The sequence below is a fragment of the Micromonospora sp. NPDC049529 genome, from assembly GCF_055586685.1.
The window spans coordinates 410141-436469 of the sequence record NZ_JBVJHT010000002.1 but is presented as its reverse complement, the minus strand read 5'-3'; the positions used below and the strand labels follow the sequence as shown (position 1 = coordinate 436469).

At 72.8% G+C, this 26329-nt stretch carries 15 protein-coding genes; 4 read left to right on the top strand and 11 right to left on the bottom strand.

The window, feature by feature from the left end; translation table 11 throughout:
* The 9 genes from ACZ6QQ_RS04625 to ACZ6QQ_RS04585 form a co-directional block, all read right to left on the bottom strand.
* Nucleotides 1-977: flavin-containing monooxygenase (locus tag ACZ6QQ_RS04625; protein ID WP_465874312.1), on the bottom strand; the 977-nt coding region annotated here is incomplete at its 3' end.
* Nucleotides 978-1017: 40 nt separating this feature from the next.
* Nucleotides 1018-1710: a cation efflux transmembrane domain-containing protein gene (locus tag ACZ6QQ_RS04620; RefSeq protein WP_465874310.1), complete on the bottom strand. Its 693-nt coding sequence runs from the start codon at nucleotides 1708-1710 to the stop codon at nucleotides 1018-1020.
* Nucleotides 1710-2039, bottom strand: a complete 330-nt coding sequence (locus tag ACZ6QQ_RS04615; RefSeq protein WP_465874309.1) for an ArsR/SmtB family transcription factor — start codon at nucleotides 2037-2039, stop codon at nucleotides 1710-1712. Before ACZ6QQ_RS04615 ends, ACZ6QQ_RS04620 begins: the two co-directional genes overlap by 1 nt.
* A 59-nt stretch (nucleotides 2040-2098) precedes the next feature.
* Nucleotides 2099-3439 (bottom strand): diaminopimelate decarboxylase, encoded by a 1341-nt coding sequence (locus ACZ6QQ_RS04610; RefSeq protein WP_465874307.1) that lies wholly within the window; start codon nucleotides 3437-3439, stop codon nucleotides 2099-2101.
* 9 nt (nucleotides 3440-3448) lie between these two features.
* On the bottom strand, nucleotides 3449-4273 hold the full coding sequence (locus tag ACZ6QQ_RS04605) for a 2,3,4,5-tetrahydropyridine-2,6-dicarboxylate N-succinyltransferase (RefSeq protein WP_465874306.1): 825 nt from the start codon (nucleotides 4271-4273) through the stop codon (nucleotides 3449-3451).
* Complete coding sequence (locus tag ACZ6QQ_RS04600; protein WP_465874304.1) at nucleotides 4270-5310, bottom strand: pyridoxal phosphate-dependent aminotransferase; 1041 nt, start codon at nucleotides 5308-5310, stop codon at nucleotides 4270-4272. Before ACZ6QQ_RS04600 ends, ACZ6QQ_RS04605 begins: the two co-directional genes overlap by 4 nt.
* A gap of 59 nt (nucleotides 5311-5369) precedes the next feature.
* Nucleotides 5370-6059: a methyltransferase domain-containing protein gene (locus tag ACZ6QQ_RS04595; protein WP_465874303.1), complete on the bottom strand. Its 690-nt coding sequence runs from the start codon at nucleotides 6057-6059 to the stop codon at nucleotides 5370-5372.
* A complete protein-coding gene (locus tag ACZ6QQ_RS04590; RefSeq protein WP_465874301.1) occupies nucleotides 6056-6979 on the bottom strand; it encodes a pyridoxal-phosphate dependent enzyme in 924 nt (307 codons plus the stop codon). Before ACZ6QQ_RS04590 ends, ACZ6QQ_RS04595 begins: the two co-directional genes overlap by 4 nt.
* Nucleotides 6972-14051 (bottom strand): non-ribosomal peptide synthetase/MFS transporter, encoded by a 7080-nt coding sequence (locus ACZ6QQ_RS04585; RefSeq protein WP_465874299.1) that lies wholly within the window; start codon nucleotides 14049-14051, stop codon nucleotides 6972-6974. Before ACZ6QQ_RS04585 ends, ACZ6QQ_RS04590 begins: the two co-directional genes overlap by 8 nt.
* Nucleotides 14052-14728: 677 nt before the next feature.
* Here ACZ6QQ_RS04585 and ACZ6QQ_RS04580 point away from each other — a divergent pair.
* Complete coding sequence (locus tag ACZ6QQ_RS04580; RefSeq protein WP_465874297.1) at nucleotides 14729-15514, top strand: phytanoyl-CoA dioxygenase family protein; 786 nt, start codon at nucleotides 14729-14731, stop codon at nucleotides 15512-15514.
* 141 nt (nucleotides 15515-15655) lie between these two features.
* Here the strand turns inward: ACZ6QQ_RS04580 and ACZ6QQ_RS04575 are convergent, their stop codons facing one another.
* Nucleotides 15656-16870 (bottom strand): lysozyme family protein, encoded by a 1215-nt coding sequence (locus ACZ6QQ_RS04575; RefSeq protein WP_465874296.1) that lies wholly within the window; start codon nucleotides 16868-16870, stop codon nucleotides 15656-15658.
* A gap of 311 nt (nucleotides 16871-17181) precedes the next feature.
* On the opposite strand from ACZ6QQ_RS04575, the gene ACZ6QQ_RS04570 reads away from it, so the two are divergent.
* A complete protein-coding gene (locus ACZ6QQ_RS04570) occupies nucleotides 17182-19545 on the top strand; it encodes a hypothetical protein (protein WP_465874294.1) in 2364 nt (787 codons plus the stop codon).
* 23 nt (nucleotides 19546-19568) lie between these two features.
* Nucleotides 19569-20807: a type VII secretion-associated serine protease mycosin gene (gene mycP / locus ACZ6QQ_RS04565; RefSeq protein ID WP_465874293.1), complete on the top strand. Its 1239-nt coding sequence runs from the start codon at nucleotides 19569-19571 to the stop codon at nucleotides 20805-20807.
* Between the two features lie 31 nt (nucleotides 20808-20838).
* Here mycP and eccCa read toward each other — a convergent pair whose 3' ends face one another.
* A complete protein-coding gene (gene eccCa / locus ACZ6QQ_RS04560) occupies nucleotides 20839-24735 on the bottom strand; it encodes a type VII secretion protein EccCa (RefSeq protein WP_465874291.1) in 3897 nt (1298 codons plus the stop codon).
* A gap of 198 nt (nucleotides 24736-24933) precedes the next feature.
* Between eccCa and eccD the strand changes: the two genes are divergently transcribed.
* Nucleotides 24934-26328, top strand: coding sequence for a type VII secretion integral membrane protein EccD (gene eccD / locus ACZ6QQ_RS04555; RefSeq protein ID WP_465874290.1), 1395 nt, complete (start codon nucleotides 24934-24936; stop codon nucleotides 26326-26328).
* Nucleotide 26329 lies beyond the last annotated feature (1 nt).

The following is a 26329-nucleotide window of genomic DNA, read 5'->3' as shown; positions in this document are numbered from 1 at the left end:
GCACCCCCAACCCACCCCCCCCCCCCCCCCCCCCCCCCCTCTCCCCCCCCCCCCCCTCCCCCCCCCCTCCCCCCCCCCCCCCCCCCCCCCCCCCCCCCCAGCCAGGGGTAGTCGCCCCGATAGCCGGTCGCCCACACCACCGCCGAGGGCTGCACCCGCTGACCGTCCTGGAGACACACGCTCGCCCCGGTGACTCCCGTGGCTCTGGGGACCAACCGCAGGCTTCCGGCGGTGGCCAACGCCTCGATGTCGGTGCCGATCACCGGTTCCCCTCGGCGGCGTAGTAGCCGTCCCCGCCAGGAGGTGGTCGGTGCGTGGAGCAGGTTCAGCCGGTGCAACCACCAGAACACGTCCCGGCCCAGAATGCGGTTGGGCAGGTGCGGCTGCGGGCGCCCGGACACCACGACCTGCCGGCCGGCGGCGGCCAGTTCCGCGGCGATCTGGGCACCGGAGTTGCCCCGGCCGACCACCAGGACCACACCATCGGCCGGCAGGGCGGCCGGGTTGCGGTAGTCGTGGCTGTGCAACTGCGCCACCCGCTCGTCGAGCTCGGCGGCAAACGGTGGACGTACCGGCTGCTGGAACGGTCCGGTAGCGACGACCACTTGACCGGTTTGCAGGGTCGAGCCGGTCGACGTACGCACCTCGAAACCGGGCCCCACCGGCGACGCCGCCACGTGGGTGACCCGGTTGTTCAGCAGCACCGGCAGGTCGAAGTGCTCCGCGTAACGGGTCAGGTAGTCGGCGACGTCGTCCTTGCCGGGGTGCCGTTCGGGCGACCCGGGCATCCGCAGCCCCGACAAGGCGCTGTAGGCGGTAGGGGTGAACAGGCGCAGCGAGTCCCACCGGGTACGCCAGCTCTCCCCCAGCCGTGGCGCGGCGTCCAGCAACACCACCCCCAGGCCGTGGCGTCGCACCGCCCGCCCCATCGCGAGGCCGGCCTGGCCCGCACCGATCACCACGACGTCAGCGTCCACGGAACCTGTCTTTCTTGAGTGTGGGCGAAGTGGGCGGGTGTTAGTCGGACTTGCAGCAGCCGTCCGTGCACCCGGCCGGCGTGGGAGCGTTGGCGGCCATGGGCAGCGGAGTGCAGCAGGTGTCTCCCCGCCAGGCCTCACGGCCCTCCTTGATCGCCACCGCCGCGATGACGAGTGCCGCCACCGGGTCGGCCCACGACCAACCGAACAAGCTGTTCAACGCCAAGCCCACGAGCAGCACCGCCGACAGGTAGGTGCACAGCAGGGTTTGTTTCGAGTCCGCCACCGCGGAGCGGGAGCCCAGTTCCCGGCCGGCCCGGCGTTGGGCGTAGGACAGGAACGGCATCACCGCCAACGACACCGCCGCCAGCACCAGGCCGACCGACGAATGCTCCGCCTCACCGCCGCCGAGCAGGGCGCGCACCGCGTCCACGGTGACGAACGCCGCGAGGGCGTAAAACGACAGGGCGATCGCCCGCAACGCCACCCGCTCCCGCGCCTCCGGGTCACGGCCGGCGAACTGCCACGCCACCGCCGCCGCGGACGACACCTCGATCACCGAGTCCAACCCGAACCCGATCAGGGCGCTGGACGACGCCGCGATACCGGCACTGATACCGATGACCGCCTCGACCACGTTGTACGTGATCGTCGCCGCCACCAGCAGGCGAACCCGCCGCGCGAGGACGGCCCGACGATCCGGCCCCGGAGACAGGTTGATCGTGGTCGCCATCAGCAGCAGCCCTGCTGCTCGGAACCCGGGCACGCCTCCGGGTCGACCGCGAGTACCAACCCCAGCAGGTCGCCCAACGCGTGAGCCAGGCGCGGATCGGCCAACTCGTAGCGGGTCCGCCGACCTTCCGGGATGGCCACCACGAGACCGCACCCGCGCAGGCAGGCGAGATGGTTGGACAGGTTCTGCCGAGTGACACCCAGCAGGTCCGCCAGCTCAGCCGGATAACCGGGGCCGTCGCGGAGCGCGAGGAGCAGGCGGGACCGGGTGGGGTCGGACAGGGCGTGACCGAACCGGGCCAGCACTTGGCCGTACGTCAGTGCCTCCATGACGGCCATGGTACAGGATCCGCTGTATTCATGGCAGGCTGAACGCAGTCAACGTCGCGTTAGTTGAAGTCGTCATCTCCACAGGTCCGTGCGATGTCAGGTCCAACAGGGGTTCTGGGTCCGCCGTTGTCCGGCATGGGGAAGACCGACGCCGGGAACTTCAGGGTCACCTGCTGATCGGCGACGGTCTCGGCGCGCCGGATCCGGCTCACCGTGCCGTCGTCGTGCAGCAGTAGTTCCTGCGGGCGCAACCGGCCGTTGTAGGTGAACCCCATGGACCAGCCGTGCGCCCCGGTGTCGTGGACGATCATCAGGTCGCCGACGTCCGCCCGGGGAATCTCGCGCTGCACGGCGAGTTTGTCGTTGTTCTCGCAGAGCGACCCGACGACGTCGGCAACCTCGGTGGGCCGCGTCTGGCCGTCCAGGACGGTGACGTGGTGGTAGGCGCCATAGAGCGCGGGCCGCATCAGCGCGCTCATGCCGGCGTCGACGCCGATCATCGTGCGCGCCTTGTGCATGCGGTGGATGACCCGGGTCACCAGGATGCCATGCGGGCCGGTGACCGCTCGTCCGCTCTCGAGGTGCAGCCTCGGCTGCCGTTGTCCGGTGTCGGCGGCCCAGCGCCGGAGCTGGTCGCCCAGCGCGGTGCCGAACCCCTTGAGATCGAACGGCTGCTCGCCGGGCCGATACGGGATGCCGATGCCGCCGCCGATGTTGACCGAGGACACCACCGTACCGGTCCGCTGACGGAGCAGGACCGCCAAGTCCAGGAGTGTGGCAAGAGTACGCGAGAACGGCTCGGCGTGCATGAGCTCGGAGCCGCGCATGAGGTGCAGGCCGACGTCCTCGACGCCGTGCGCGAGGGCGAGCGTCACCGCGGGCACGAGCCGGTCGGCGGGGATGCCGAACTTGGCCGACTCGGTGTCCCCGAGCATCCCGCCAGGCAGGGTGCCGTCGGTCGCTGACGGGTGCAGTCGGAAGACCAGCCGTTTCGGCGGCGGCCCCAGGGTGAGCAGCCGCTTCAGCACCGCCTCGTCATCGATGGTGATCAGTGCACCGGCGTCCAGGGCGGCAACCATCTCGTCCACCGGCGTGTTGTTGGACGTGAAACAGATGTCCTCGCCGGTGGCCCCGGTGGCGGCCGCCGCGGCGAGCTCGGCCGGGGAACTGGCGTCGAAACCGAAGCCGTGCCGGGCGACGACCGCGAGGATCGCCGGGTTGGGCAACGCCTTGACGGCGAAGAACTCGCGGAAGTCGGTGCCGGCGAAGGCGCCGGTGAACGCCCTGCAGGTCTCCTCGATGCCGCGTTCGTCGTACAGGTGGAAAGGCGTGCCGAAATGGTCGGCGACGTCCCGCGCGATCGGCTCGAACCGCGCGGCGAGGGTGGGACTCATCGGCATGGTCGCTCCTCAGCCTGCGGTGTCGTGTGCACGGAAGACCTCTTGCAGGGCGAGCGCGTCCGGGGTTTCCCCCTCGGCCAGGCGCCGGATCACGAGCAGGCAGGGCGCGCCGAACTCGCCACCGGGGTGGCGCCGGGGATAGGTGGCGCCCACGCACACCGACCAGGCCGGTGCCTCGCCGCGGGGTAGTTCGTCGCCGGTCTCGCTGTCGAAGACCCGGGTGCGGCCGGTCAGCAGCACGCCGGCGCCGAGCTTGGCGCCGGTTCGTACCCGCGCGCCCTCGACCACCATGGCCCGGGAACCGGCGAACGCGTGGTCCTCGACGACGACCGGGACCGTGCCGGCCGGTTCCAGGACGCCTCCGATGCCCACCCCGCCGGACAGGTGGACGTCACGGCCGATCTGGGCGCAGGAGCCGACGGTGGCCCAGGTGTCGACCATGGTCCGGGCGCCGACGTGGGCGCCGATGTTGACAAAGGATGGCATCAGCACGACGCCGGGTTCGAGGTGGCTGCCCCAACGGGCGATCGCCCCGGGCACGACGCGGACACCCGGAAAGTCGGCCTTGAGCGGCAGCCGGTCCTGGTGACGGAACGGACCCGCCTCGGTCGGCTGTAGGTCCAGCACCCGGAAGCACAGGATGATCGCGCGCCGGGCCCGCTCGTCGGCGATCACCTCGCCGGTGCCGGGTTCCGGCCGGAAGACTCGGGCCTCGCCACGGTCCAACAGGTCGACGGCGGCGACGACCACGTCGCGCGCGTCGGCGTCGCCCGGGGTGAGCGTGTCGCGCCGGTCCCACAATTGGTCGATCTCGGCGGGTATCAAACTGTTCACGAGCGGGCTTTCTCCTTGTGGGCGGGGGCGAGTCGGTCGCGGAGCAGGTCGGGGTCGACGACCGCGGCGAGGCGTACGTGTGCCGCGCCGGCCGGGCCGTAGACCTCGCCCGGGGTGATCACGATTCCGTAGCCGGCGGCAAGGCGGTCCGCCCACTGCCGTCCGGATCCGCCTGGTGCGCGGGCCCAGGCGAACATGCCGCCCTCCGGCGGCCGAACGTCGACGTCGAGGTCCCGCAGCAGCGCGACGAGTCCTTCGAGACGCTGCCGGTGGCGCTCAAGGTGCACGCGTACGTGCTCGTCGTCCGCCAGAAGGGTCGCCGCGATGTGTTGGGCTGGGCCGGACGGGATCAGGCCGATGTCGCGGCGACCCCGGACCACCGCGGCCAACAGGGCGGGGTCACCGGCGAGGAGCCCGGCGCGCAGCCCCGGCACGTGCGATCGCTTCGAGAGACTGTGGACGGCGAGGACACCGTCGAGCCCGGTCGTCAGAACCGTACGAGGTGGCCCGGACCAGGTCAGCTCCGCGTACGCCTCGTCGCTGACCACCGGAACGCCGTGCCGACGGCCCCAGGCGGCGATGGCCGGCAGCGGCTCCGCAACGCCGGTCGGATTCCCGGGGCTGGTGACGAACAGGCACACCGCCCGGCCGGCCACCTCGGGTGTGAGCGCCGTGACGTCCATCCGTCCATGCTGGTCCGTGGGCACGCGGAGCACCCGCAGGCCGGCGAGCTCCGCGCCTGCCCGGTACGGCGCGTAGCTCAACGCGGGCACCAGCACGGTGTCGCGGTGCGGGGCCGTCGGATTCCGCAGCAGCGCCGGCAGCATGGCCACGCACTCCTTGGCGCCGGCGCAGGGTGCCACCGCGACGACCGGCACCGCGGCGTCGAACCGGCGGGCGAGGTAGTCCCGGGCCGCGACGCGGAACTCGGGTGTCCCCGCGGTGGGTGGATAGCCGGTGAGATCCTCCGGCCGGAGCCGGGCCGTGGCCAGGGCCGGTGGTGGGTCGGGCGGTATCCCGAGAGAGAGATCGAGCACCGGACGTCCCGATCCGACCGCCAGCGTCCACGCTGCCGCACGGTCCCACGAACCGTCGGTCATCGGGCCCGGGCCACAGCGACCGAGCGGATGCGCTCCCCGGAGACGGGACGGTGGTAGCGGTAGGTCATCGCGGTCACCGAGGCGAAGCCGGCCGCGGTCGCCGCGTCGACCAGGTAACCCACCGACAGCCAGTGGAAGCCGTTGACTCCCGGCGCCGGGCTGGCTGCCTCGTCGGACGGCGGCCCGTCGTTCGAGATGACAAGGGTGCCGGGGCCCTTGTCGCGGTCGAGCCAGTCGTGGATCCGGGACAGGATCGGCGCGACTGCGCCGGACGCGTGCAGGTGGCCGAGGACGCCGTCCATGTAGACCACGGCGAAGTCCTCCTCGGGTGCCCAGCTGGTCAGGTCGGCGCAGATGGCCGGTACGCCCTTGGCGGAGGCGAGCTCGACCGCGCGGGGCAGAGCGTCGACGGCGAGGATCCGGTGACCGGCCGCGACCAGGTCCGCTTCCACCGCCGCGTTGCCGCAGCCCAGGCTGAGCAGGCCGGCCGGGTCACCGTCGATGGTGTCGACCAGGATCTGCCCGATCCACCGCCGGTATTCGGGCGACCAGGTCGCCGGGGTTACCGAGTCGCCGTGCGCCTCGCCGCGCTCCCAGATGTCGAAGACGCTCTCCCGGTCGCCGGGCGCGTCCATGTAGAAGGCGGTGAGGTCGTCCAGCTGACGATTGCCGGTGGTGATGTTCATCGTGCGTCCTCCTGGAGGTGGTCATCGACTTCCCGCGCGCCGAGCAGCACGACGTGGTTCCCTGGTTCGAGCCGTTCGCGGGCGGCGTACGCGAGCAGGCCGGCGAAGGCGACCGCACCGCCAGGGGTGGGATGCAGGTCGGCGTCGCCGAGGACCGCCGCAGCCTTGACCATGGCGTCGTCGTCGACGCCATGGACCGCTCCGCCGGTGTCGCGCACCAGGGCCATCGCCTCCCTGCCGTGCAGCGAGTGCCAACTGGCCAACGGCATGTTGACGGTGGTCGTGACCAGGCGTTCCGGCGTGATCGGCGCATAGTCGCCCGGCCAACTGGTGGCGATGGGGTTGTTGCCGAGGCAGGAGACGCCGTGCAGGGCGGCGGGCCAGCCGAGGGCCTGTGCCCGGCGGCCGATCCCGGTCAGGGTGGTGCCGTTGCCGACCGGGAGCCACAGCGTGGCCGGGGGCTGGTCGAGCTCCCGGTGCAGGGCGTCGACGACGTCCCCGGCGCCGGCCAACACCGCGGTGGCGAACGGACCGTCCACGTTGCCGTCTGCGGCGTCCAGCTCCTTGGCGTACTCCGGGGTCCGGTCGTGCACCTCCTCGTACGTGCCGTCGACCACGATCGTCCGCGCGCCCAGCCGACGGATACCCGCGCCGCCGTCGTTGCCGACCGACGGCATCAGCACGGTGCACCGAAGTCCGCCGGCACTCGCCGCCACGGCCATTGCCCGGCCGTAGTTCCCGCAACTCGTGATCACGACGTGGTCGTATCCGAGAGCGCGGGCGTGACGGACGACGGCGTACGCGGAGGGCTCCTTGTGACTGCCCGACAGATATCGGCTTTCGTCGCGGACCAGAACCCGCGCGCCGGGCACGAACGCGGAGACGTCGACGGTCGCGGTGGTCGTCCCGGGGCTAGGCACGAGAAGCCGCCAGCTGCTCGTCGGCGAGGCGCTGCATCTCGTCCTTGTCGGCCAGGCGGGCCGGGGGCAGGGCGTCGGGCAGAGTCCGCTCCAGGTCGCGCAGCACCGGGTTGCGCCACCCCCACCAGGCCCAGGCCAGCTGGGCCAGCCCGCTGAGCACCACCAGGAACGCGAAACCGCGCCCCGGGCCGGTGCCGAGCACCTGGCCCACCGACGAGGCCAGCCCTCCGCCGGGTTCGAGCAGTGGCCGGACCCAGGTGTCGGCCAGCGGGGCGACGATGAGGAATCCGAGCGGCGTGGCCAGCATCATCACCGACAGGTAGAGCGCCAGGACCCGACCCTGCAGCTCGAACCCGACCTTCGTCTGGATCATCGCGATGAAGTGCGCCTCGGCGACCGCGACCCCGAGCGCCAGACCGAACAGGCCGACCGTCGCGCACCAGACGGCGGGGAACACCCCTACCAACGCCATGCCCGCACTGGCTGCCGCCATCGCCAGCAGCACCCCGTGCATGCGCTGGGCGGTGCCGCCCCACAGGCCCATCACCAGGGCGCCGACCAGCCCGCCGACGCCGCCCGCAGCCAGCGCGAGGCCGGCCGCCCCGGCCGAGTGCTCGACCAGCAACATCGGGGTGACCACCGCGAAGCCGAGGGCGAACAGCAGCTGGTCGACGGTGAAGAACCACATGGCGGCGCGCAGTCCGGGACGGCGCACGATGTACGCCCAGCCCCGGGAGATCTCGGTGCGGAAGCTCTCCTCGCGGCGGTGGAAGGCGAGGTCGGGGATCCGCGCCCAGAGAAGCGTGGTGACGCCGACGAGGAAGGTGGCCAGGTCGACGACGAGCACCCCGCCGATGCCGATCATCGCGTACAGTCCCGCGCCGAGCAGCGGGCCGAAGACCGCGCTGATGCCGACGCCGATCTGGCTGATCCCGTTCGCGTGCCCGAGGTAGCGCTTGGGCACCATCTGGGCCACCGCGGCCAGGTATGCCGGGCGCTGGAAGGCCCCGGCTACCGAGGTGATCGTCACGGCCAGGAACACGTGCCAGAGCTGCAGGCCGCCGAGCAGGACGAGCAGGGCCACGCCGGCGACCGCGACGGCCGAGCCGACGTCACTGGCGATCATCACCCGGCGCCGGTCCCAGCGGTCGGCGACCGCGCCGCCGATCGGCCCGAGCAGAACGCCGGGGAGCACCGCGACCGCGCTCAGGACGGCGAACGCCCCCGCCGAACCGGTTTGCGCGAAGACCCAGATGGACATGACGAACGCGCTCAGCCCGCTGCCCACCATGGACACCAACTGCCCGGCGGTGACCAGGCCGAACAGGCCGAGGCGCGGTTCCGGCCCCGGGGGCGGCGCCGGCACCGGCGAGGACCGGGCCCGTTCGGGTGTGGCCAGGTCGGTCAGCGCGCCGGCGAGCTCCGCCGAGTGGGTGCCGATGAAGAAGTGCCCGGCGTCCGGAAGCACCGCCTGGTCGACTTCGGACGCCACGTGCGCCCACTCGTGCATCCGCTCCTCGTGGTGCTCGGTGACCCGGTCCCGGCTGCCGACGATGCTGCGTACCGGGGCTCGGAGGGGCTCGACGTTCTCGTCCCGGTAGAGGTCGGTGAAGTAGCGTTCCGCGTCCCGGGCGTCGTGACGCACGTTGCGCAGCGCGAACTCCATGTCGTCGGTGTCGGTGAGGTCGGTGAATCCACCCCGGCCGCGCAGGTAGGCCATCAGCTCACGGTTGGAGGTGAACCGGTCGGTCGGCAGCAGCCGGTAGATCCGGTCCAGCAGCCGCCCAGGCAGCCGGGCGGTCGGGAAGCCGGCGCCGAGCCCGACCCCGGCCAGGTTCAGGCCGCGAGCCTCCGCCTGACGGGCGATCTCGACCGTGACGGCGACGCCGAGGCAGTGTCCGTAGAGCATCAGCGGGCCGCTCAGGCCGGCCATCTCGTCGACCACGCGGGCCGCCACCTCCTCGGCAGCCTGCAGCGGCTGCTCCGGACTTGTCGGGTCGTGGCCGGGCAGTTCGACGGCGTGCAGCGCCCAGGTGGCCGGGAGGGCGAGCGCGAGCGGACGGTACGCGATCGCGTTCCCACCCGAGTACGGGACGGCGACGACGGTGACGCCACCGGCCCCGATGTCGGCGTCGCCCGGGGTGAGCCGGTGCAGCAGTCCGGTGCCGCGGGGCGCCTTCTCGGCCAGAACCGAGGCGAGACCCCGTACGGTCGGATTCTGGTAGAGCTCGATCAGGGTCACCTCGGCGTCGAGGCGCCGGACCACACGCAGGGCCGCGAACGAGTCCCCGCCGAGGGCGAAGAAGTCGTCCTCGGGTTCCAGCGCGTCCGCCACGCCGAGAACTTCGGCCCACGCGCGGGCGACGCGCTGCTCTATCGGGTTCAGCGGCGTTCGCTCCCCCGCCCGGGCGGCCACCCGGTCCGTGGGCGCGGGCAGGGCACGGCGGTCGAGTTTGCCGTTCGGCGTCGCGGGCAGCGTCCCGAGCGTCAGGATCCGGGCCGGGACCAGGTGGCGCGGCAGCCGGGCGGCGAGGGCGGTGCGGATTCGATCCTCCGAGCCCTCCTGCTGGTCGCGCGTCACCACGTAGCCGATGAGCTGGTCGATTCCGCGGGCGTTGGGATGGACCGCGGCGGCTGCCGCCTGCACGCCGGGCAGGGCGGTGAGGGCGGCCTCGACCTCGCCCAGCTCGATGCGGTGCCCGTTGATCTTGACCTGGTCGTCGAGTCGGCCCAGGAAGGCCACCACCCCGTCCGGGCGGCGACGGGCGCTGTCGCCGGTGCGGTAGAGGCGGCCGCCGGGCCGGTTCGGGTCCGGGACGAATCGCTCGGCGGTCAGTTCGGGCCGGCGGTGGTAACCCTCGGCGACGCCGAACCCGCCCAGGTAGAGCTCGCCGATCACGTTGTGCGGCACCGGCTCCCCGTGCCGATCGAGGACGTGCACCCGCTGTCCCGGGAAGGGGCGCCCGATCGGCAACGGCGCATCGTCGGGCAGGTCGTCGACCTCACCCTCGAAGACGGTGTTGTCCACGGTGACCTCGGTGACGCCGTACGCGTTCGCCACTCGGGCGTGGGCACCGACGATGCGCCGGGCCAGCTTGTACTCCCCGACGTGCCACTTTTCGCCGCCGCCGATGAGCATCCGCATCGAGGGCAGGCCGCCGCCGGTCGCGTCGAGGTGGTCGAGCAGTTGGCGCAGCACCGCCGGCACCAGCTCGAAGAAACCCACCTGCTCGGTACGGATCAGCTCGGCGAGACTCTCCGGACGCAGGAGCACCTCGCGGGGCGCCACCACGACCCGGCCACCGGTGCACAGGCCCCGGAAGGTCTCGGCGACGAACATGTCGAACGAGAAGCTGGCGACCTGCAGGTAGCTCCATTCCGGACGCAGGCCGTAGTGGTGCTGCCAGCCGGCGACCAGGGCGATCAGGCGGTCGTGGGTGATGACGACGCCCTTGGGCCGGCCGGTCGACCCGGAGGTGTAGATCATGTACGCGGGTGTGCCGGGCGCCACGCGCGGCAGCGGTCGTACGTCGTCGTTGTCGTCGCCCGCGAGCTGGTCGAGCCGGACCACCTGGACACCGGCGGGTGGTTCCGGAATGTCCACGTCGCCGCGGGTGAGCAGCATCCCGGCGTCGCTGTCCGCCAGCATCATGGCGAGGCGTTCGCTCGGGTAGGCGGGGTCGAGAGGCAGGTAGGCGGCGCCGGTCTTGAGCACCGCCCACGGGGCGACGAACAGGTCGAGGTCGCGTTCCAGGCAGATGCCGACGAGCACGCCCGGTCTGGCGCCCAGAGCGACCAGCCGGTGGGCGAGGCGGTTCGCGGCGGCGTCGAACTCGGCGTAGCTGACGGTGGCACCGTCGACGAGCAGCGCCGGGGCGTCCGGCGTCTCCCGGGCCCACCGCTCGACGTACTCGTGCACCCCGTGCATCGGCGGCACGTCGATGCCGGCCAGGTCGGGGCCCTGGTGCTCCTCAAGGATGGCGTGGCGCTCGGCGTCCGACAGCATGGGCAGCCGGCTGACCGGCAGCTCCGGGTTGCGGCATGCGGCGTCGAGCAGCGCCACCAGGTGGTCGCCGATCGCCGTGATGGTCCGCTCGTCGAACAGCTCGGTCGCGTAGTCCAGGGTCAGCAATGTGTGGTCGCCGACGATGTCGATCGCCACCGCGAGATCGAGCGTCGAGGCGGCCGGTGGTTCGTCACCGGCGTAGCAGACCCCGCCGGCCGTCGGCTCCGGCAGGTTGTGCACGCTCAGCGAGACGGTGCTGAGGCGGTTGCGGCCTCGGCCCACGGGCAGCTCCGCCGCGGCGACGATGCCCGGCGTGGGCAGATCCTGGTGCGCCAGATCCTCGACGACCGCGGTGGCCAGGCGGTGCACCAGCTGGGTCGTGCTCGGGTCGTCGCCGAGGTCGCCACGCATCGGCAGGACGTTGACGACCGGCCCGACCAGGTCGACGGCGTCGGGATGTCCACCGCGGCGGGCCGTCGGGGCGAGCACGGTGACGTCCGTGACGCCGGTGTAGCGGTGCACCAGCGTCTGGATCGCGGCCAGCGCCACGACGAACAGGCTGGTGTGATGGCGGCGGGCCAGGTCGTGCCAGCGGCGGACCTGGCGATCCCCGAGGGTACGGGCGACGCGGTCCACCGCGAAGGTCCGTTGTGCCGGGCGCAGCCGATCGGTGGGCAGCGCCCAGGTGGTGTCGAGCCCGGCGAGTCGCTGCCGCCAGTATCCGACCAGTTCGGGGTTGTGCGCCGCCGCGCTGTCCCGCCGTACCAGGCCCGTCAGTGCGGACGCGGCCTCCCCACCTCGGGCGGCGTCGGTGTTTTCGGTGGAGTCGGTTTCGGCCAGCAGGCTGCCGAGGTCGTCACCGAAGGTCGCCACCGACCATCCGTCGAAGCCGATGTGGTGGACGACGAGCACCAGTTCGTCCCCGGTCGCCTGGCGCAGCAGCAGCGCCCGGATCGGCAGTTCCCCCGACAGGTCGAAGGGAACCCGAGTCGCGGCCCGCCGAGCCTGCCCCGCCCGCCGGTCCGCCTCATCGGCCGGCTCGGCGCGCAGGTCGAGCGTCTCGAGCGGCACCTCGACGTCGGCGGCGACGACGCGGCTCGGCTGGTCGCCGTCGAACCGGATCCGCTGCCGCAGGGCGGGATGCCGCCGCGCCAACCGGCGCAGCAGGTGCCGCAGCCGGTCCGGCTCGACCGGCTGCGGCAGGCGATACCGGATGCCGAGCGTGTGGACCGGCAGCTCGACCAGGTGCTCGGAGATCACGAAGTCGCGTTGCAGCGGGGTCAGGTCGCCGGCCACGGCGTCATCGGTCTCGGCCGGCATCACGTCGGTGGCTGCGGCGCGGACGGCGCTCACCACGTCCCGGAACCGGGGCCGGGCGAGCACCTCGGCCATGTCGACCTCCAGGCCGTGTTCCCGGTGCAGCCGGGTGACCAGCCGGATCACCGCGAGGGAGTCGCCGCCCTGCTCGAAGAAGTGGTCGTCGTCGGTGACCGAGTCGACGCCGAGCAGGTCGGCCCAGATCCGGCGCACCGCGGCCCCGTCGGCGTCGGTCTCGTGCGCCGGCCCCGGTCGCGCGGCCGGCGCGGTGGGGTGCAGGGCGGCGAGCGCCTCCCGGTCGATCTTGCCGGAGACGGTCCGGGGGAACATCGGATGCACGGTGATCGAGTGCGGGCGCAGGAAGGCCGGCAACTGCCGGGTGACGTACTCGCGTACCACCGCAGGGTCGACGGTTTGCCCGGTTCCGTCGGCGGCCAGCAGGTGCGCCCGCAGGATCGGCCGGCCGGCCAGGTCGCCGACCTCCACGGCCGCCTCCAGCACACCCGGCGCACGAGCCAGCGCGGCCTCCACCTCGCCCGGTTCGACCCGGAAACCCCGGAGCTTGACCTGGCGGTCGAGCCGGCCGAGATACTCCAGATCGCCGTCCGGGCGGCGGCGGACGCGGTCGCCGCTGCGGTACTCCCGACCCGAGCCGGGTTGCTGGACGAACCGGGCGGCGGTCAGGTCGTCGTCGCCGAGATAACCGGTGGCCACCGCTGGGCCGCCGATCCACAGTTCGCCGTCATCGGCCTCGGCGCCGGTCTCCACGTCGACCACCCGGCAGGTGACGCCCGGCAGCGGTCGACCGATCGGCACCGGGTCCTCCCCGTCCCAGTCGGACAGGTCCGCGGCGGTCGCCACGACGGTGGTCTCGGTGGGCCCGTAACTGTTGATCAGCCGTACGCCGGGAGCCGCATGCCGCCGCCACCGGCGCACCGCGTCCGCGCGCACGGCCTCCCCGCCGATCACCACCGTCCGCAGCCCCGGCGGCAGGTCCGCCTCGCCCTGTTCCAGAGCCACGAGCAGTTCCAGCCAGTACGCGGTGGGCAGCCCCAGAACCGAGATCTGCCAGGACGCGCAGGTCCCGAGGAACAGGTCCGGCCGCCCGATCATCTGCTCGTCGCGCACCACCACGGTCGCGCCCGCGCAGAGCGGGAGGAAGATCTCCTCGATCGAGGCGTCGAAGCTCAGCGAGGCGAACTGCAGCATCCGGTCGCCCGACCCGGGCCCGTAGACCTCGGACGCGGCCCGGCAGTAGTGGGTCAGCGCGCGTCGCGGCACGACGACCGGCTTTGGCTCCCCGGTGGAGCCGGAAGTGACGATGACGTAGGCCGGGTCGTCCGCACCGCCGCGGGTCCGAGGAAGGGCCTCCCCCGCGGCCAGCAGGGCCTCCAGGGTGGATTGCGCAACGGTGGCGGGCCGGTCGGTAACCGAGGTCGCCACCTCCAGCACGGGCGCCACCCGGTCGAGGATGCGGGTGCGCCGGGCCTGCGGGTGGTCCCGGTCGAGCGGCAGCCAGGCCGCCCCGGCGTGCAGGACGCCGAGCATCGCGGTGATCGCCGCCGTGCCCCGCGGCAGGCTGATCGCGACGATGTCGCCGCGCCCTACGCCGTGCTCCCTCAGAGCGGCGCCCACCCGGGCGGCGTTGTCCATCAGGGTGGCGTAGGTCAGGTGACCGTCACCCTCCACAACGGCCACCTCATCGGGAAGACGCGCCGCGATGCTCTCGATCAGCTCGTAGACATCCACAACGTCCGACGAAGACGGTGTCAGAGCGTCGATCGATAGGAGCGCACGACTGCGCAGGTCTGGCGTACTCGGCATCGCTGCAGCCAAGTCGGCGAGCGCGAATTTGGGGTGACTGTCCCGATAACGCCCTCCCACGCCGGTACGGCCACCCGCTGAACTTCGGAACAAACGTGGATACCGGACGAACGACGCACACTCTGCGTCACAGATTCCCCGTAAGTTCGCTTCCGCGTCGGCACTCCGGATTAGCGTTCCCGCACCCGCACCCGCTCGATGTCCCCCCATGCCCTGGGAGCCCGAGTGTGTGGCATCACCGGCTATCTCGACCTGCGCGGCATCCGGGACCACGATCCCGCGATCCTCACCGCGATGACCGGTCAGCCGCGACGGCTACGTCGGCTCCGTCCTGCGGCAACCGCTGCGGTGGCACGTTTCGCACCAGTGCCATACGTTCGCCCGGCGGCTTACAGCTCAACTCGCACTTTCTCCTTAGTGCCGCAAGACGTCGTGCCTCAGGCGAGCAACGGGCAGAGACGGCTTCGTCGTACGCCCCTATCAGCCGATCGACCGCAGCGCCCGCCCGTATCGGGGACAAGAAGGGTGCTGGGTGAACACCCGATAGAAGCGGTGCGGAGAATGTCGGGTGAGCGGGACCCGTCTCGCCGCACCATGGGGACATGGATGACACGACCCTGGTATCCCGCTTCCTTCGCGACGGCTTCGTGAGGCTGGAGAGCGCCGTCGCGCCGCGCGTGGCCGCGGACTGCGCGCGGCTGCTGTGGCGGGAGACGGGCTGCGACCCGGATGATCCAGCGACGTGGACGCAGCCCGTGCACTGGGTGGCCGGCATGGCGCAGGGTCCGTTCGCCGCCGCACCCAACTCCCCGTTCCTGCACCACGCGTACGACCTGCTCGTCGGCGCGGGGCGCTGGGAGCCGCGCTACTCGCTGGGCACATTCCCGCTGCGCTTTCCGCACGAGGACGAGCCGGACGACGCGGGCTGGCACATCGAGGGGAGCTATCTGCCGGAGGGTGAGAGCTGGTACTTCACCAATTTGCGCTCCCAGGGCCGGGCGCTGCTGATGCTGTTCCTGTTCAGCGAGGTCGGTGAGGAGGACGCCCCGACCCGGATCCGGGTCGGCTCACACCTCGACGTGCCGAAGGTGCTGGAGAAGTACGGTGAGGACGGAGCGAGCGGGCTGGCCCTCGCGACCGACCTGGTGGCGGCGTCCAGCCACCGACCACTCGCGCTCGCCACCGGGCGCCCGGGCGATGTCTTCCTGTGCCATCCATTCCTGGTGCACGCGGCGCAACCGCACCATGGGTTGCGGCCACGCTTCATGGCCCAGCCGCCGCTGATGCCGGCCGCGCCGTACGAACTGGAGCGGGCCGACGGCGCGTACTCACCCGTGGAGATCGCGATCCGTCGGGGTCTGGGACAGGACACCCCGGGTCGCAGTTGAAGAGAAAGTATGCCCGCCGAGTCCCAGGCGAGACTGCGGCAGCCACCACCGGCGCGGATTCGGCGAACGTCGGAGCCAGTGCAGTTGGGCGATGACCGGGGCGATGCCCTGGTGGCCCACTGGCGGCATTTTGATCCGTAGTCACCACCGGCAGTGCGTGCGCCGGCACGGGTAGCCCCCGCCGCCGGGGCCGCCCGGGCCGCCCGGGCCACCCCGGTCGAATCCGCCGGGCGGCGCCGTGGGCGCCTGGCTCGTCGTTGCTGGTGGCCGGGCCGGATTCGTGGCGCTCCGGGTGGCGGCTGGCGCGCCCTTCGTTGAGGCCGGTGCCCGAACGGATGGTGACGCGGGAGTCGGCGACGGCGACGGCGACGAGGTGGACGGTGGGGCCAGCCGGGTGTCGAGCCGGTAGTAGTCGGTGTACGCGGCGGCGTTCTCCAGGTGCGCCCGGGTCATCACGTCCGGCACGCCGCCAGCCCGGCGTACCGTGTCGACACCCGCGTGCCAGGCCGCCGCCGCCAGCAGGTACGGGTCACCCGGGAGCCCGGACAGCTCACGGACCAGCCGACACAGCGTGTCGCCCATCACCGGCACCGCCTGCTGCGGGTCCCACACTGAGGCGCCCTTGGGCGCGTTCTCCCGCCACAGGTCCTCGTCGAAGCCCGCGATGCCCAACTGCCCGGACATGCCGCGCTGCTCGGCGTTGAAGCCGGACAGCGCCATCAGCTGCCCGGCGATCGTCGGCGGGCTCACCTCGGGACACCGGCTTCCCGCGGCGACCACCGCGCCGACCAGTTCGTCGGGTAACGGCACCGCCGCCGGCACGGACCCGGTCGCCATGAACTGGGTCGACCCGGGGGACGCGAACTGCGGCAGGGTCTTGTAGTAGGCCGCGTACCTTCCGGCCTGGTTCACGTAGTCGTTCGCCTTGCTGGGCACGCGACCGGCCTCCCGGACCTCCGGAAGCCCCGACAGGAACGCCGCCAGCGCCAACGGCCACGCGTCGCCGCCGACACCGCTCGCGCGGACCTGGCCGACGAGGTTGCACATCAGGTGTGCCAGCGCGAGCACGGTCGCTTCGGTGTCCTCACGCTGCGCGCCGAGCCACGGCGCCCACTGCCGCCACTGCTCGTCGGTGAGCCCGGCGATGCCCCGGCCACCGGACGTGGTCCGCGCCGTCGCCGGGTCCAGTTGAGACTCGGCCATGAGCTGACCGGCAAGACGGGCGGATGTCACGGTGGGGCAGGCGTAGCCCGCCCGGTACACCGCGGTGAGCTGCTCCCCGGAAAGCGCGCGGCCCGCGACCGCGTCCTTCCCGGCGTACGCGAAGCCCCATCCCAGGCCGACTACCAGCACCATCGCGATCACCGCCGCAAGACCCGCGAACATGCGGCGGCCCGTCCCGGCGATCCTCTGTAGCCCGAAGCCCTGCACCGTGTCCCACCCTTTCCCGGTAGCAGCCACGTCCTACCAACGTGTACGGGAGCGCGCTCGTTCACTTCGACGGGACGTCGACGCCAAAATTCTGCCCGGTGTCCGCCCGCGTGAACCGGGCAGGGTGTCGGCCCCGTTGAAAGGACGTGACTGCTATCGGGTCGAGAAGCCGTCGGCGAGGAGACGCCCCCCTGCACGCCGAGTGGCACGGCACGACGGCCGTCATCTCGCACACCTTGGACCAGCCGCTGGACCTTTGGCGGCTGCTGCGGGCCGAGGCGCCGCCCGACGTCCTGGTCGTACCGTCGGACCGCGCACTGGGCGAGCCGGGCTTCGCCGCGCTGCTGCGGATGGTGGTGGAGAATGCCGCGGGCATCGCCGGGACCCGACGGGTGTGGGTGGCCGCCGACCGGGTGGGCCGGCCCGACGACGCGGACGCCGCGTGGCTCACCGACCTTGCGGCACGCACCGGGGTGGAACTGCTCGCCCCGGACGGCCCGGTGGTCGCGGTGCCGGGCGGGACCTGGTACGCCGCGGGCGGCACCGGGGCGTGGGGCTGGCGCTCGTTCCGGGCCGGCGGCGGCTGTCTGGTGAGCGCCAACCGCTGCCCCGCCCCGGCCTGGGAGCCGGCGTTGCCCGACCGACCGGCGACGCTCGGGCGGCTGGTCGCGGACCCGGTGCCGGCCGGCATGCTGCTGCGCGCGGCCACCTCGGCGCCGGCCGCCACCGGGGACCCGGCGTACCGCATCCCGGTCGACCCGCGCGGGCCGGTGCTCGTGCTGCGCCACGCCGGCCGGCCGCCGGCCGCTCCGGCGGACGTGGCGTCGCTCTTCGCCGGGCTGCCGGCACACTTCCCGGTACGGGTGGAGACGGCGCTGCTGGACACGTCGGACGTCGTGCCGGAACCGGCCTGGTTCGACGCGCTGGCCGCCCTGCTCGGCAACGCTCCGGTACCGGAGCCGGCCCCGGTCGAGCCGGCGCGGGAAGCGGTGCCGGTGATCGGCGAGGGCTGGTGTCGCACCGGGGACCGGCTCTACCGACACCGGACGGTGGAGGGGCTGCTCGCCGAGGTGGTGCCGTTGGGGGTGCTGTTGCGCCGCGACGGCGGGTACGCGTCGCCGGACCTCGCGTTCGTCGACCCGGTGGCGGGGCGCCTCGTGATGGGACCGGAGACGTCTGCGGCGATGCTGGCGGCGGTGCGCCGGGCGTGGAACGGGTCGTCCGGTCCCGTCCCGGCGGCCGATCTGCCCGACGACCTGCCGGCAGAGCTGACGGTGGCCGAGGAGCCGAGGCGCCGCGCGCGGCCCGCCTGGGCGACGTCGGAGACGGTTGCGCTGACCCTTCCGCTCCGGCCGCTGAGCCCGATGGCCCTGCCATCACCGCACGTTGAGGCGCCAATCCACGCGGAGCCGGCCGCGCCGCCGCCCGTCACCGCACCGGCTCCCCCGCCGAGCCTCGTCGTAGCGGACCCGGCGCCCACCGTCGCACCCGAGCCGCCCGTACGGCCGCCGGCACCCGCACCGCCCGGTCTCTCGCCGCTTCCCACCCGGCTGGATCCGGCGCCGTCCGCACCATCTCCCGCTACGGAAGCGCTGGAAGCCGCAGCCGTACCACCGGCATCCATTCCGATGCCGGCCGCACCGCCGGAGCCCGCTCCCGCGCCGTCCACACGGGACACGCCCGCACCGCCGCTGCGCCTCGCCGGGATCGGGCCGATCCCGACCATGCGCACCATCTCCGGCCCGGACGTCGCCGAAGCGCCCCCTGTCGACGAGCACTCGCGCTGGATTCCGGCGTCTCCCGTACCGGTGGCCGATCGGCCCAGCACGCTGGAGGAGCAGACCGCGCTGGCCGCGGCCCTGGGGACCACCTTCCATGACTCGATCACCACGGTGAACGCCGCCCTTGCCGCGTGGCCCGCGCTGCGACAGGAGATCGCCGCTGCGGAGAAGTCGGACCTGGTCGCGGTCCGGGCGTTCCTCGGCGACAGCGGCGCCTCGGCCGCCTCGGTCAACGCCGCAGTGCGCGCCGGGCTGGTTCCCGGCACCCCGGGCTACCTGCCGTGCCTGGTCTCCGGACTGCGTCGGCTGCCGCCGTGCCGCCGCGCGGTGGTCGGGCAGGGACGGCTGGGCGTACCGGCCCGGCGGCTCTACCCGGAGGGTACGACGATCGTCGAGCCAGCGTTCCGCAGCGTCAGCGCGCGTACCGACGTGGTCGTCGAGGACGCGGACGTGGACTTCGTGGTGTGGTCCCGGACAGCCCGGCAGATCGGGGCGCTCGCCGAGCACAACGATCTGGACGAGGCGGTGTTCCTCGCCGGTTCCCGGTTCAAGGTGCTGGCGGTCAATGACGACCCGGGCACCGACCGGACCGGGCTGCCCGCCACCGCGGTCCTACTGCGGGAACTGCTTCCCGGTGACGTCGAGAGCGGTCGGGCACTCGACGACGACGACCGGGCGGCGTTGCGCCGGCTGGAGCGGGCGCTGCACCGTCGGCGGTCCGCGACGACCCGGATGGTCACCGACGCACGCACGGCCGATCGCCTCGCCGGGCCGCCGCTGGGCTTCGTCGAGCGGACTCTGACCGCGAACGCTTCTTGACACCCTACGAAAGGTGACATCGGATGCGCAGCCGACGGCTCGTCTCCGCCGCGACGGCCGGGCTGTCGGTCGCCGTCCTCGGCACCGGCCCGGTCTGGGCAGCACCGGTCGTCCCGCCGCTGCGCACCGGGCAGTGCCTGCCGGCGCCGGCCGGGTCGAACCCGGACATCCCGTGGCCGCAGCGGCACCTGACACCTGAGCGGGCGTGGGCGCTGACCGAGGGCGCCGGTGTCGTGGTCGCCGTCCTCGACTCCGGAGTGGATGGTCGCAGCCCGCAGCTCTCCCAGCGCGTACTTCCAGGTGTCGATCTGACCCGCACGGGCGGAGGGCGCGCCGACTCCGACTGCCTGGGGCATGGCACGTTCGTGGCGGGCATCATCGCGGCGGCACCGGCGGCGGGCACCGGATTCGCGGGGGTGGCGCCGAAGGTACGAATCTTGCCGATTCGTATCACCGACCGGCCGGACGGGGCACCGGAGGCGATCGCGACGGGAATCCGTACCGCCGTCGACCGGGGCGCGGATGTGGTCAACGTCTCTGCCGGCACCACCGTGCCCAGCCCGGCGATGGAGGCAGCGGTCCGCTACGCCGAGCAGCGCAACGTCGTGGTGGTCGCGGCAGCCGGCAACCGCTCCGAGGGGCCGGGCGTCCGTGTGTACCCGGCGGCGCTGCCCGGTGTCCTCGCCGTCGGGGCGATGAACAACAGCGGACGGCGCTCCGACTCGGCGTCCCAGAGCGCGCCGGTCGCCCTGGTCGCGCCGGGCGAGAACGTGGTCAGCATCGGTCCGCGCGGTCCCGGACACTGGCAGGGCAGCGGGACCAGCTACGCCGCGCCGTTCGTCTCCGGGACCGCCGCGCTGGTGCGCGCCTACCGGCCGGGCCTGAGCGCGGCGCAGATCCGGCACCGCCTGCAGGCGACCGCCGACCTGCCCGCCGCGGAGCTGCCGGACGCGCTGCTCGGCTGGGGCGTCGTCAACCCGATGGCCGCGCTGGCGACGGTGCTGCCCGAGGAGGGCAAGATGGGCGCGGTGGCGGGCGAGGCACAGCGGGCGGTGGCGCCGGACCTGCCGAGGTCTCCCGAGGTGGGCCCGTTCCTGGCCGGCGGCGTGGCACTGGTGCTGCTGGTCGCCGCAGGCGGCGCGGTGCTGGCCGTCCTCGGCCCCGCGGGCCACCGCCGCCGCTGGCGCCCGGCGCGCGCGGTGCACCCGTACGACCCGGACCCGTCCACCCCGGCGCAGGAGATCGCCCCGCCCGTCCGGTGACCGCTACCGGCGGGGCGATCCCTCGCCTGAGTCAGTCGACGACCGGGGTCTGCACCAGGCGTACGTTGCGGCGGCGGTCGATGTACTGGGCCCGGCCCACGGGCAGCGCGCGCGGCCGCACCGCGCCGAGGAAGGCTCCCTCCTCACGCGGGCAGGAGAAGAGCATCGCCGGGCTGCCCAGCTCCCAGGCGCGCCGGATGACCTGGTCCATCATGGCGCGGGACGCGCCCGCGGTCCGACGGGACACGATCAGGTGCAGGCCGATGTCGGCGCCGTGCGCGAGCAGCGGCAGCAGGTGCTGCAGGGGTTTCTCGGCCTCGGCCAGCTCGTAGTCGTCGACCATGACGAAGATCCGGCCACCGGTCCACCAGTCCCGGGACGGCAGACGGCTCGGGATGATGTCCGGACCCGGTACCCGGTCCCTGAGTAGGCCCACCGCCTCCTCCAGGGCCGAGGCGAGCGAGCCGGCGCTGACCGAGTATCCGATCTGGTGCTCCTGCGGCACCGCGTCGTACAGCTCACGGCCGAAGTCGCCGAAGATGATCCGCGCCTCGTCGGCGGGGTGGTGCGCGGCGATCGAGCGGGCCAGGTGACACAGGAACGCGGTCTTGCCGGTCTCGGCGTCGCCGAAGATCAACAGGTGGGGGTTGGCGTCGAAGTCGTGCCACAGCGGTTCCAGCTTGACGTCGTCGAGGCCGAGGGCGACCTGGACGTCGGCGCTCGGACGGGGGGCGGTGGGCCCGGGCAGGTCGGTGACAGGCAGCCTGCTCGGCAGGAGCCGGACCTCAGGTGCGCGCGGCAGCGATCCCGAGGCGACCGCGTTGACCAGGTCACCGACCGCGTCGGCCAGGTCCTCGGTGCCGGTGTCGCCGTCCACCCGGGGCAACGCGCCGAGGAAGTGCAGGCGTTCCGGCACGATGCCGCGCCCGGGAATGGCCGGCACGGTGGCCGCGAACTTGCTGTTGATCTCGGAGTCGATCGGGTCACCGAGCCGCAGCTCGAACCGGGTACCGAGGACGTCGCGCAGCCAGGGCCGCATCTCCGCCCAGCGACGTGCGGCGACGACGAGGTGGACGCCGAAACCGAGACCGCGGGCGGCGATGTCGGTGAAACGGGACTCCAGCTCCTCGAAGTCCTGCCGTACGGAGAACCAGCCGTCGACGACGAGGAACACGTCGCCGTACGGGTCCTGGTCGCGCAGCGATCCGGTGGCCCGGATCCGGCGGTAGCTCGCCATCGAATCGATGTTGTGCCGGCTGAACTGCTTCTCCCTGAAGGCCAGCAGGTTGGACAACTCCAGCACGGTACGGGTGACCCGGTCCCGGTCGAGACGATTCGCCACCGAACCGACGTGCGGCAGCCCGGAGAGCGAGGCAAGGCTGCCGCCGCCGAAGTCGAGGCAGTAGAACTGCACGTCGTCCGGGCCGTGGGTGAGCGCGAGCGCGCAGATCAGCGTCCGCAGCAGGGTGCTCTTGCCGCTCTGCGGCCCGCCCACCACACCGATGTTGCCCCGCCCGCCGGACAGGTCGGCGACGAGCAACTCGCGGCGTTGCTGGGCGGGCAGGTCGAGCAGTCCGACCGGGACGGTGAGCGGCTGGTACCCGCCGATCGGGCACAGCCCGCGTGCCGGGTCCTCGGTGAGCGGCGGCAGCAGCCGGTCCAGGGTGGCCGGTTCCCGCAGCGGCGGCAGCCACACCTGGTGGGCCGCGGGGCCGCGGCCCTGCAACTGCTGGAGCAACACCTCGGCGAGCATTGGCGGCTTCTCCCCGTCGGCGTCGTCGGGGGTGTCCGGTGGCGCCGCGACCGGCTCGACGTAACCGGTGCCGAAGGCGACCAGACCGGCCTGCGCGGTGCCCCGTCGGGTGCGACCGGCCAGCCGGTACGGACCGGACGAGTAGGCGGCCTTGAACCGGGTCAGGGTCTGGATGTCCGAGCGCAGGAATCCGTTGCCCGGCACGTTGGGCAGCTCGTACGCGTCCGCCACGCCGAGCACGCTGCGACTCTCCATGGCGGAGAAGGTGCGCAACCCGATCCGGTACGACAGGTGCGACTCGATCTGGTGGATGCGTCCCTCGTCGAGCCGTTGGCTGGCCAGCAGCAGGTGGACCCCGAGGGAGCGCCCGAGCCGGCCGATCATCGCGAAAACCTCGATGAACTGCGGCTTGCTGGACAGCATCTCGCTGAACTCGTCGACCACGATGAGCAGGGCCGGCATCGGCTCCAGCGGGGCACCCTCGGCCCGCGCCCGTTCGTAGTCGCGCCGGGAGGCGTGGTTGCCGGTGGCCCGTAGGTGTTCCTGGCGCCGAACCAGCTCGCCGGTGAGCGCGTCGCGCATCCGGTCGACCAGCTCCAGTTCGTCGGCCAGGTTCGTGATCACCGCGGCGGTGTGCGGCAGCCGGTCGAAGCCGAGGAACGCGGCGCCGCCCTTGAAGTCGACGAGGACGAGGTTGAGTTCGGCCGAGGTGTGCCGGGTGGCGAGGGCGAGCACGAGCGTACGCAGCAGTTCGCTCTTGCCGGAGCCGGTGGCGCCGATGAGGACGCCGTGCGGGCCCATGCCGTTCTCCGCGGCCTCCTTGAGGTCGAGTTCGATCGGGGCGCCGGAGGTGGAGATGCCGATCGGGACCCGCAGCCGTTGCCCGGCCGGCCGGTTCGCCCGGTACGCGTCCAGGTCGAAGGCGCGCAGATCGGTGATACCGAGCAGACCGGCCAGGTCGTAGTCGGTGGCCAAGGGTTCCTCGGTGTCGACGGCCTGGCCGATGCGGTAGCGGGAGATGCCGCGGGCCAGGGCGTCCACCAACGGCAGCCCGAGGGTGTCGGGGCGGCACAGCCGGTTGCGGGACGGCTTGCCGAGGTGGTCGAAGGTGACCAGGTGCAGGTCGTCCGAAGTCACCTCGGCGGTCAGGGTCTGCGGGCGGACCTGCGCGTCGAACGTCCCGGCGGTGTCCAGGACGACCGTGTTGCGGTAGCCCTCCACGGCGAGCCGATGCTCGCCGTGGATCATCGGGCCGTCGAGCACGACCACGGTGAACGGTTCGGACGCGGTGATCGGGGTGTCCGGCTCGAACGCCGGGCGGTCGGCCACGCCGAGCGCGGCGAGCAGTGCGTCGAGTCCGGGTAGGTCCGAGGCGACGAGGCGGCGGGCGCCGGCGCCGTCGGGCTCCTCGTCGTGCTGCGCGTGCGGCAGCCATTTCAGCCAGTCCCATTCCTTCTCCCGGCCGGGTGCGGCCAGGCACGCGATGACCAGGTCGCCGGGGGCGTGCGCGACGGCGAGTTGGGCGAGCATCGAGCGGGCAAGGCCGTGGACGGCGGCCGCGTCGCCGGTGAGTTGGACACGGGCGAAACCGCGCAGGTAGACCGCGACCGGCGCCTCGCGGAGGGTCGAGTAGGCGCGGATGAAGCGGCGCAACGCGTGCGCGGCCATCGGCTCCAGTTCCTCGACCGGTTTACTCTGCGGCGCGGCCAGCGTGGTCGTCGACTTCCGGACCCCGATGCCGATCCGGACCTCGCCGAAGTCCTCGTGCGCGGTACGGCGTTCCCACAGCCGGCGGCTCAGCGCGTGCGACCAGAGCGCGCGCGGGTCGGGGTGCTGCCAGCGCGCCGCGCGGTACTGGTCGACGAGCGCGGTGCGGGCCGTGCGGCGGATCTGGGTGAGGTAACGGTGGTAGTCGCGCCGGTCGCCGTGCATGCGTTCCTTGTGCTCGCTGGCCGCCCGGAAGAACGGGACGACGACACCGGCGACCACCGACACCGCCATCAGGCCCATGCCGATGTACGCGAGCACGCCCGCGTCGCGCCGGACGAAGACGAGCATCATCGCCATCGACCCGAGACCCATCGGGATGTAGAGCCAGATCTGCCCCATCCCGCCCGCGGCCGGCTCCGGGACCGGCGGGGGCGGCTGTAGCTCGATCTCCCCTGGCGGCGCCACCGGACCCGTGGTGCGTGGACGGCGGACGAAAGGAATGGTGCCCACACGTACTCCCGTCGTTCGTGGAGGTTTTCCCCCGACCTGCGACCGGCCGCGCGGCGGCGGAACCGGCGGGATGCCGGCGCCACTAGCGTGGCGGCCCTGATCTGGCGAGATCTGGTCGGCGTTCCAGCAGCAGGAGGGAACCGGGTCCGAACGATGGACGAACTGATTCAGCATCGCACGGCAGCGCCGGTAAGGCTACGTTTTGTCCTGAAAGACAGGGTTGTGGACATGGCGGTGCCGGTCGAGACCCCGATGATCGACGTGCTGCCCGTGGTCCTGCCCGAACTCGACCCGCAGGCCGGTGACCACGGCACCGACCATGACGGCTGGGTCCTGCAACGACTCGGCGGGCCGCCGCTGGACGAGGAACGCACCCCCACCGACCTCGACCTGCTCGACGGCGACACCGTGCACCTGCGGCCGCGGGCCGCCGCGCTCCCCCCGATCGGCTACGACGACCTCATCGACGGGCTCGCCGAACAGGTCGGGCGCCACCGTGGCACATGGACACCGGCCCGGCTGAGGGCGATGCTGCTGACGTTCGGCGGACTGGCCGTGCTGACCGGGCTGCCGGTGCTGACGCTGGGCGGGCCGGCGGCGTACCGGGCGCTGGCCGCCGCACTGGCCGCGATGGTGCTCATCGGCGCGGCGGGCCTGGTGAGCCGGGCCGCGACCGACCCGGTGGCGGGCACACTGCTGGCCGGCTGCGCCGCGGCCTACGCCGCCGCGGCCGGGTGGACGGTGGCCCAGTGGGCCGCGCCCGGTGCCCCGTGGACGGTCACCGCCTCGGCGGTCTGCCTCTGCACGCTGGCCGCGGCCTGCGCCGGCTTCGCCGCGGTCGCGGACGGTGCGCTGCTGTTCACCGGTGGGATCACCGCCCTGCTGCTGGCCGGTACCCCGGCCGTGGTCGCCGCCGCGAGCGGGTGGGACACGCAGCGGACCGCCGGGACCGCCCTTGTCGTCACGCTGGCGGTGATGACGGTGCTGCCACTGTTGGCGTTCCGCCTCGGCGGGCTGACCCTGCCGATGATGCCGCGCCGGCCGGAGCAGCTCTCCGACGACATCGACCCCATCCCGTACCCGCTGGTGGTGGAACGCGGCAACGCCGCCGTCGGCCACCAGTCCGCGCTGTTGATCGGCGTCGGGGTGGCGCAACTGCCGCTGGCCGCGTTGCTCGTCCTGCCCGGCGGCACCTGGCCACGGGTGCTGGCCCTGGTCACTGCCGCTCTGCTCCTCCTGCGCGCGCGCCACCTGACCAGCACCGTCCAGCGCTGGACGGTGCTGGTCCCGGCGACCGTCCCGGTCGTCCTGGTGCTGCTGGGCTGGATCGGCGAACAGCCGTTCTACCTGCGCGTCGCGGCGCTGCCGGTACTCGCCACGATCGGGCTGGCCTTCCTCGCCGCGAGCACGGTCCTACCCGGGCGGCGGCTGCGGCCGTACTGGGCGCGGGCCGCCGACATCCTCGAACTGGTCGTCGCACTCACCGTTCTGCCGGTGCTCGGCGCCGTGATCGGCGTCTACGCCGCGATCCGTGCCTGGGCCGGCTGAC

Bases quoted from the DNA above. Each gene is read 5' to 3' on its own strand.
- ACZ6QQ_RS04620 (WP_465874310.1), bottom strand. From the start codon at position 1,710: ATGGCGACCACGATCAACCTGTCTCCGGGGCCGGATCGTCGGGCCGTC.
- ACZ6QQ_RS04615 (WP_465874309.1), bottom strand. From the start codon at position 2,039: ATGGAGGCACTGACGTACGGCCAAGTGCTGGCCCGGTTCGGTCACGCC.
- ACZ6QQ_RS04610 (WP_465874307.1), bottom strand. From the start codon at position 3,439: ATGCCGATGAGTCCCACCCTCGCCGCGCGGTTCGAGCCGATCGCGCGG.
- ACZ6QQ_RS04595 (WP_465874303.1), bottom strand. From the start codon at position 6,059: ATGAACATCACCACCGGCAATCGTCAGCTGGACGACCTCACCGCCTTC.
- ACZ6QQ_RS04580 (WP_465874297.1), top strand. From the start codon at position 14,729: ATGGATGACACGACCCTGGTATCCCGCTTCCTTCGCGACGGCTTCGTG.
- ACZ6QQ_RS04575 (WP_465874296.1), bottom strand. From the start codon at position 16,870: ATGGTGCTGGTAGTCGGCCTGGGATGGGGCTTCGCGTACGCCGGGAAG.
- mycP (WP_465874293.1), top strand. From the start codon at position 19,569: ATGCGCAGCCGACGGCTCGTCTCCGCCGCGACGGCCGGGCTGTCGGTC.
- eccD (WP_465874290.1), top strand. From the start codon at position 24,934: ATGGACGAACTGATTCAGCATCGCACGGCAGCGCCGGTAAGGCTACGT.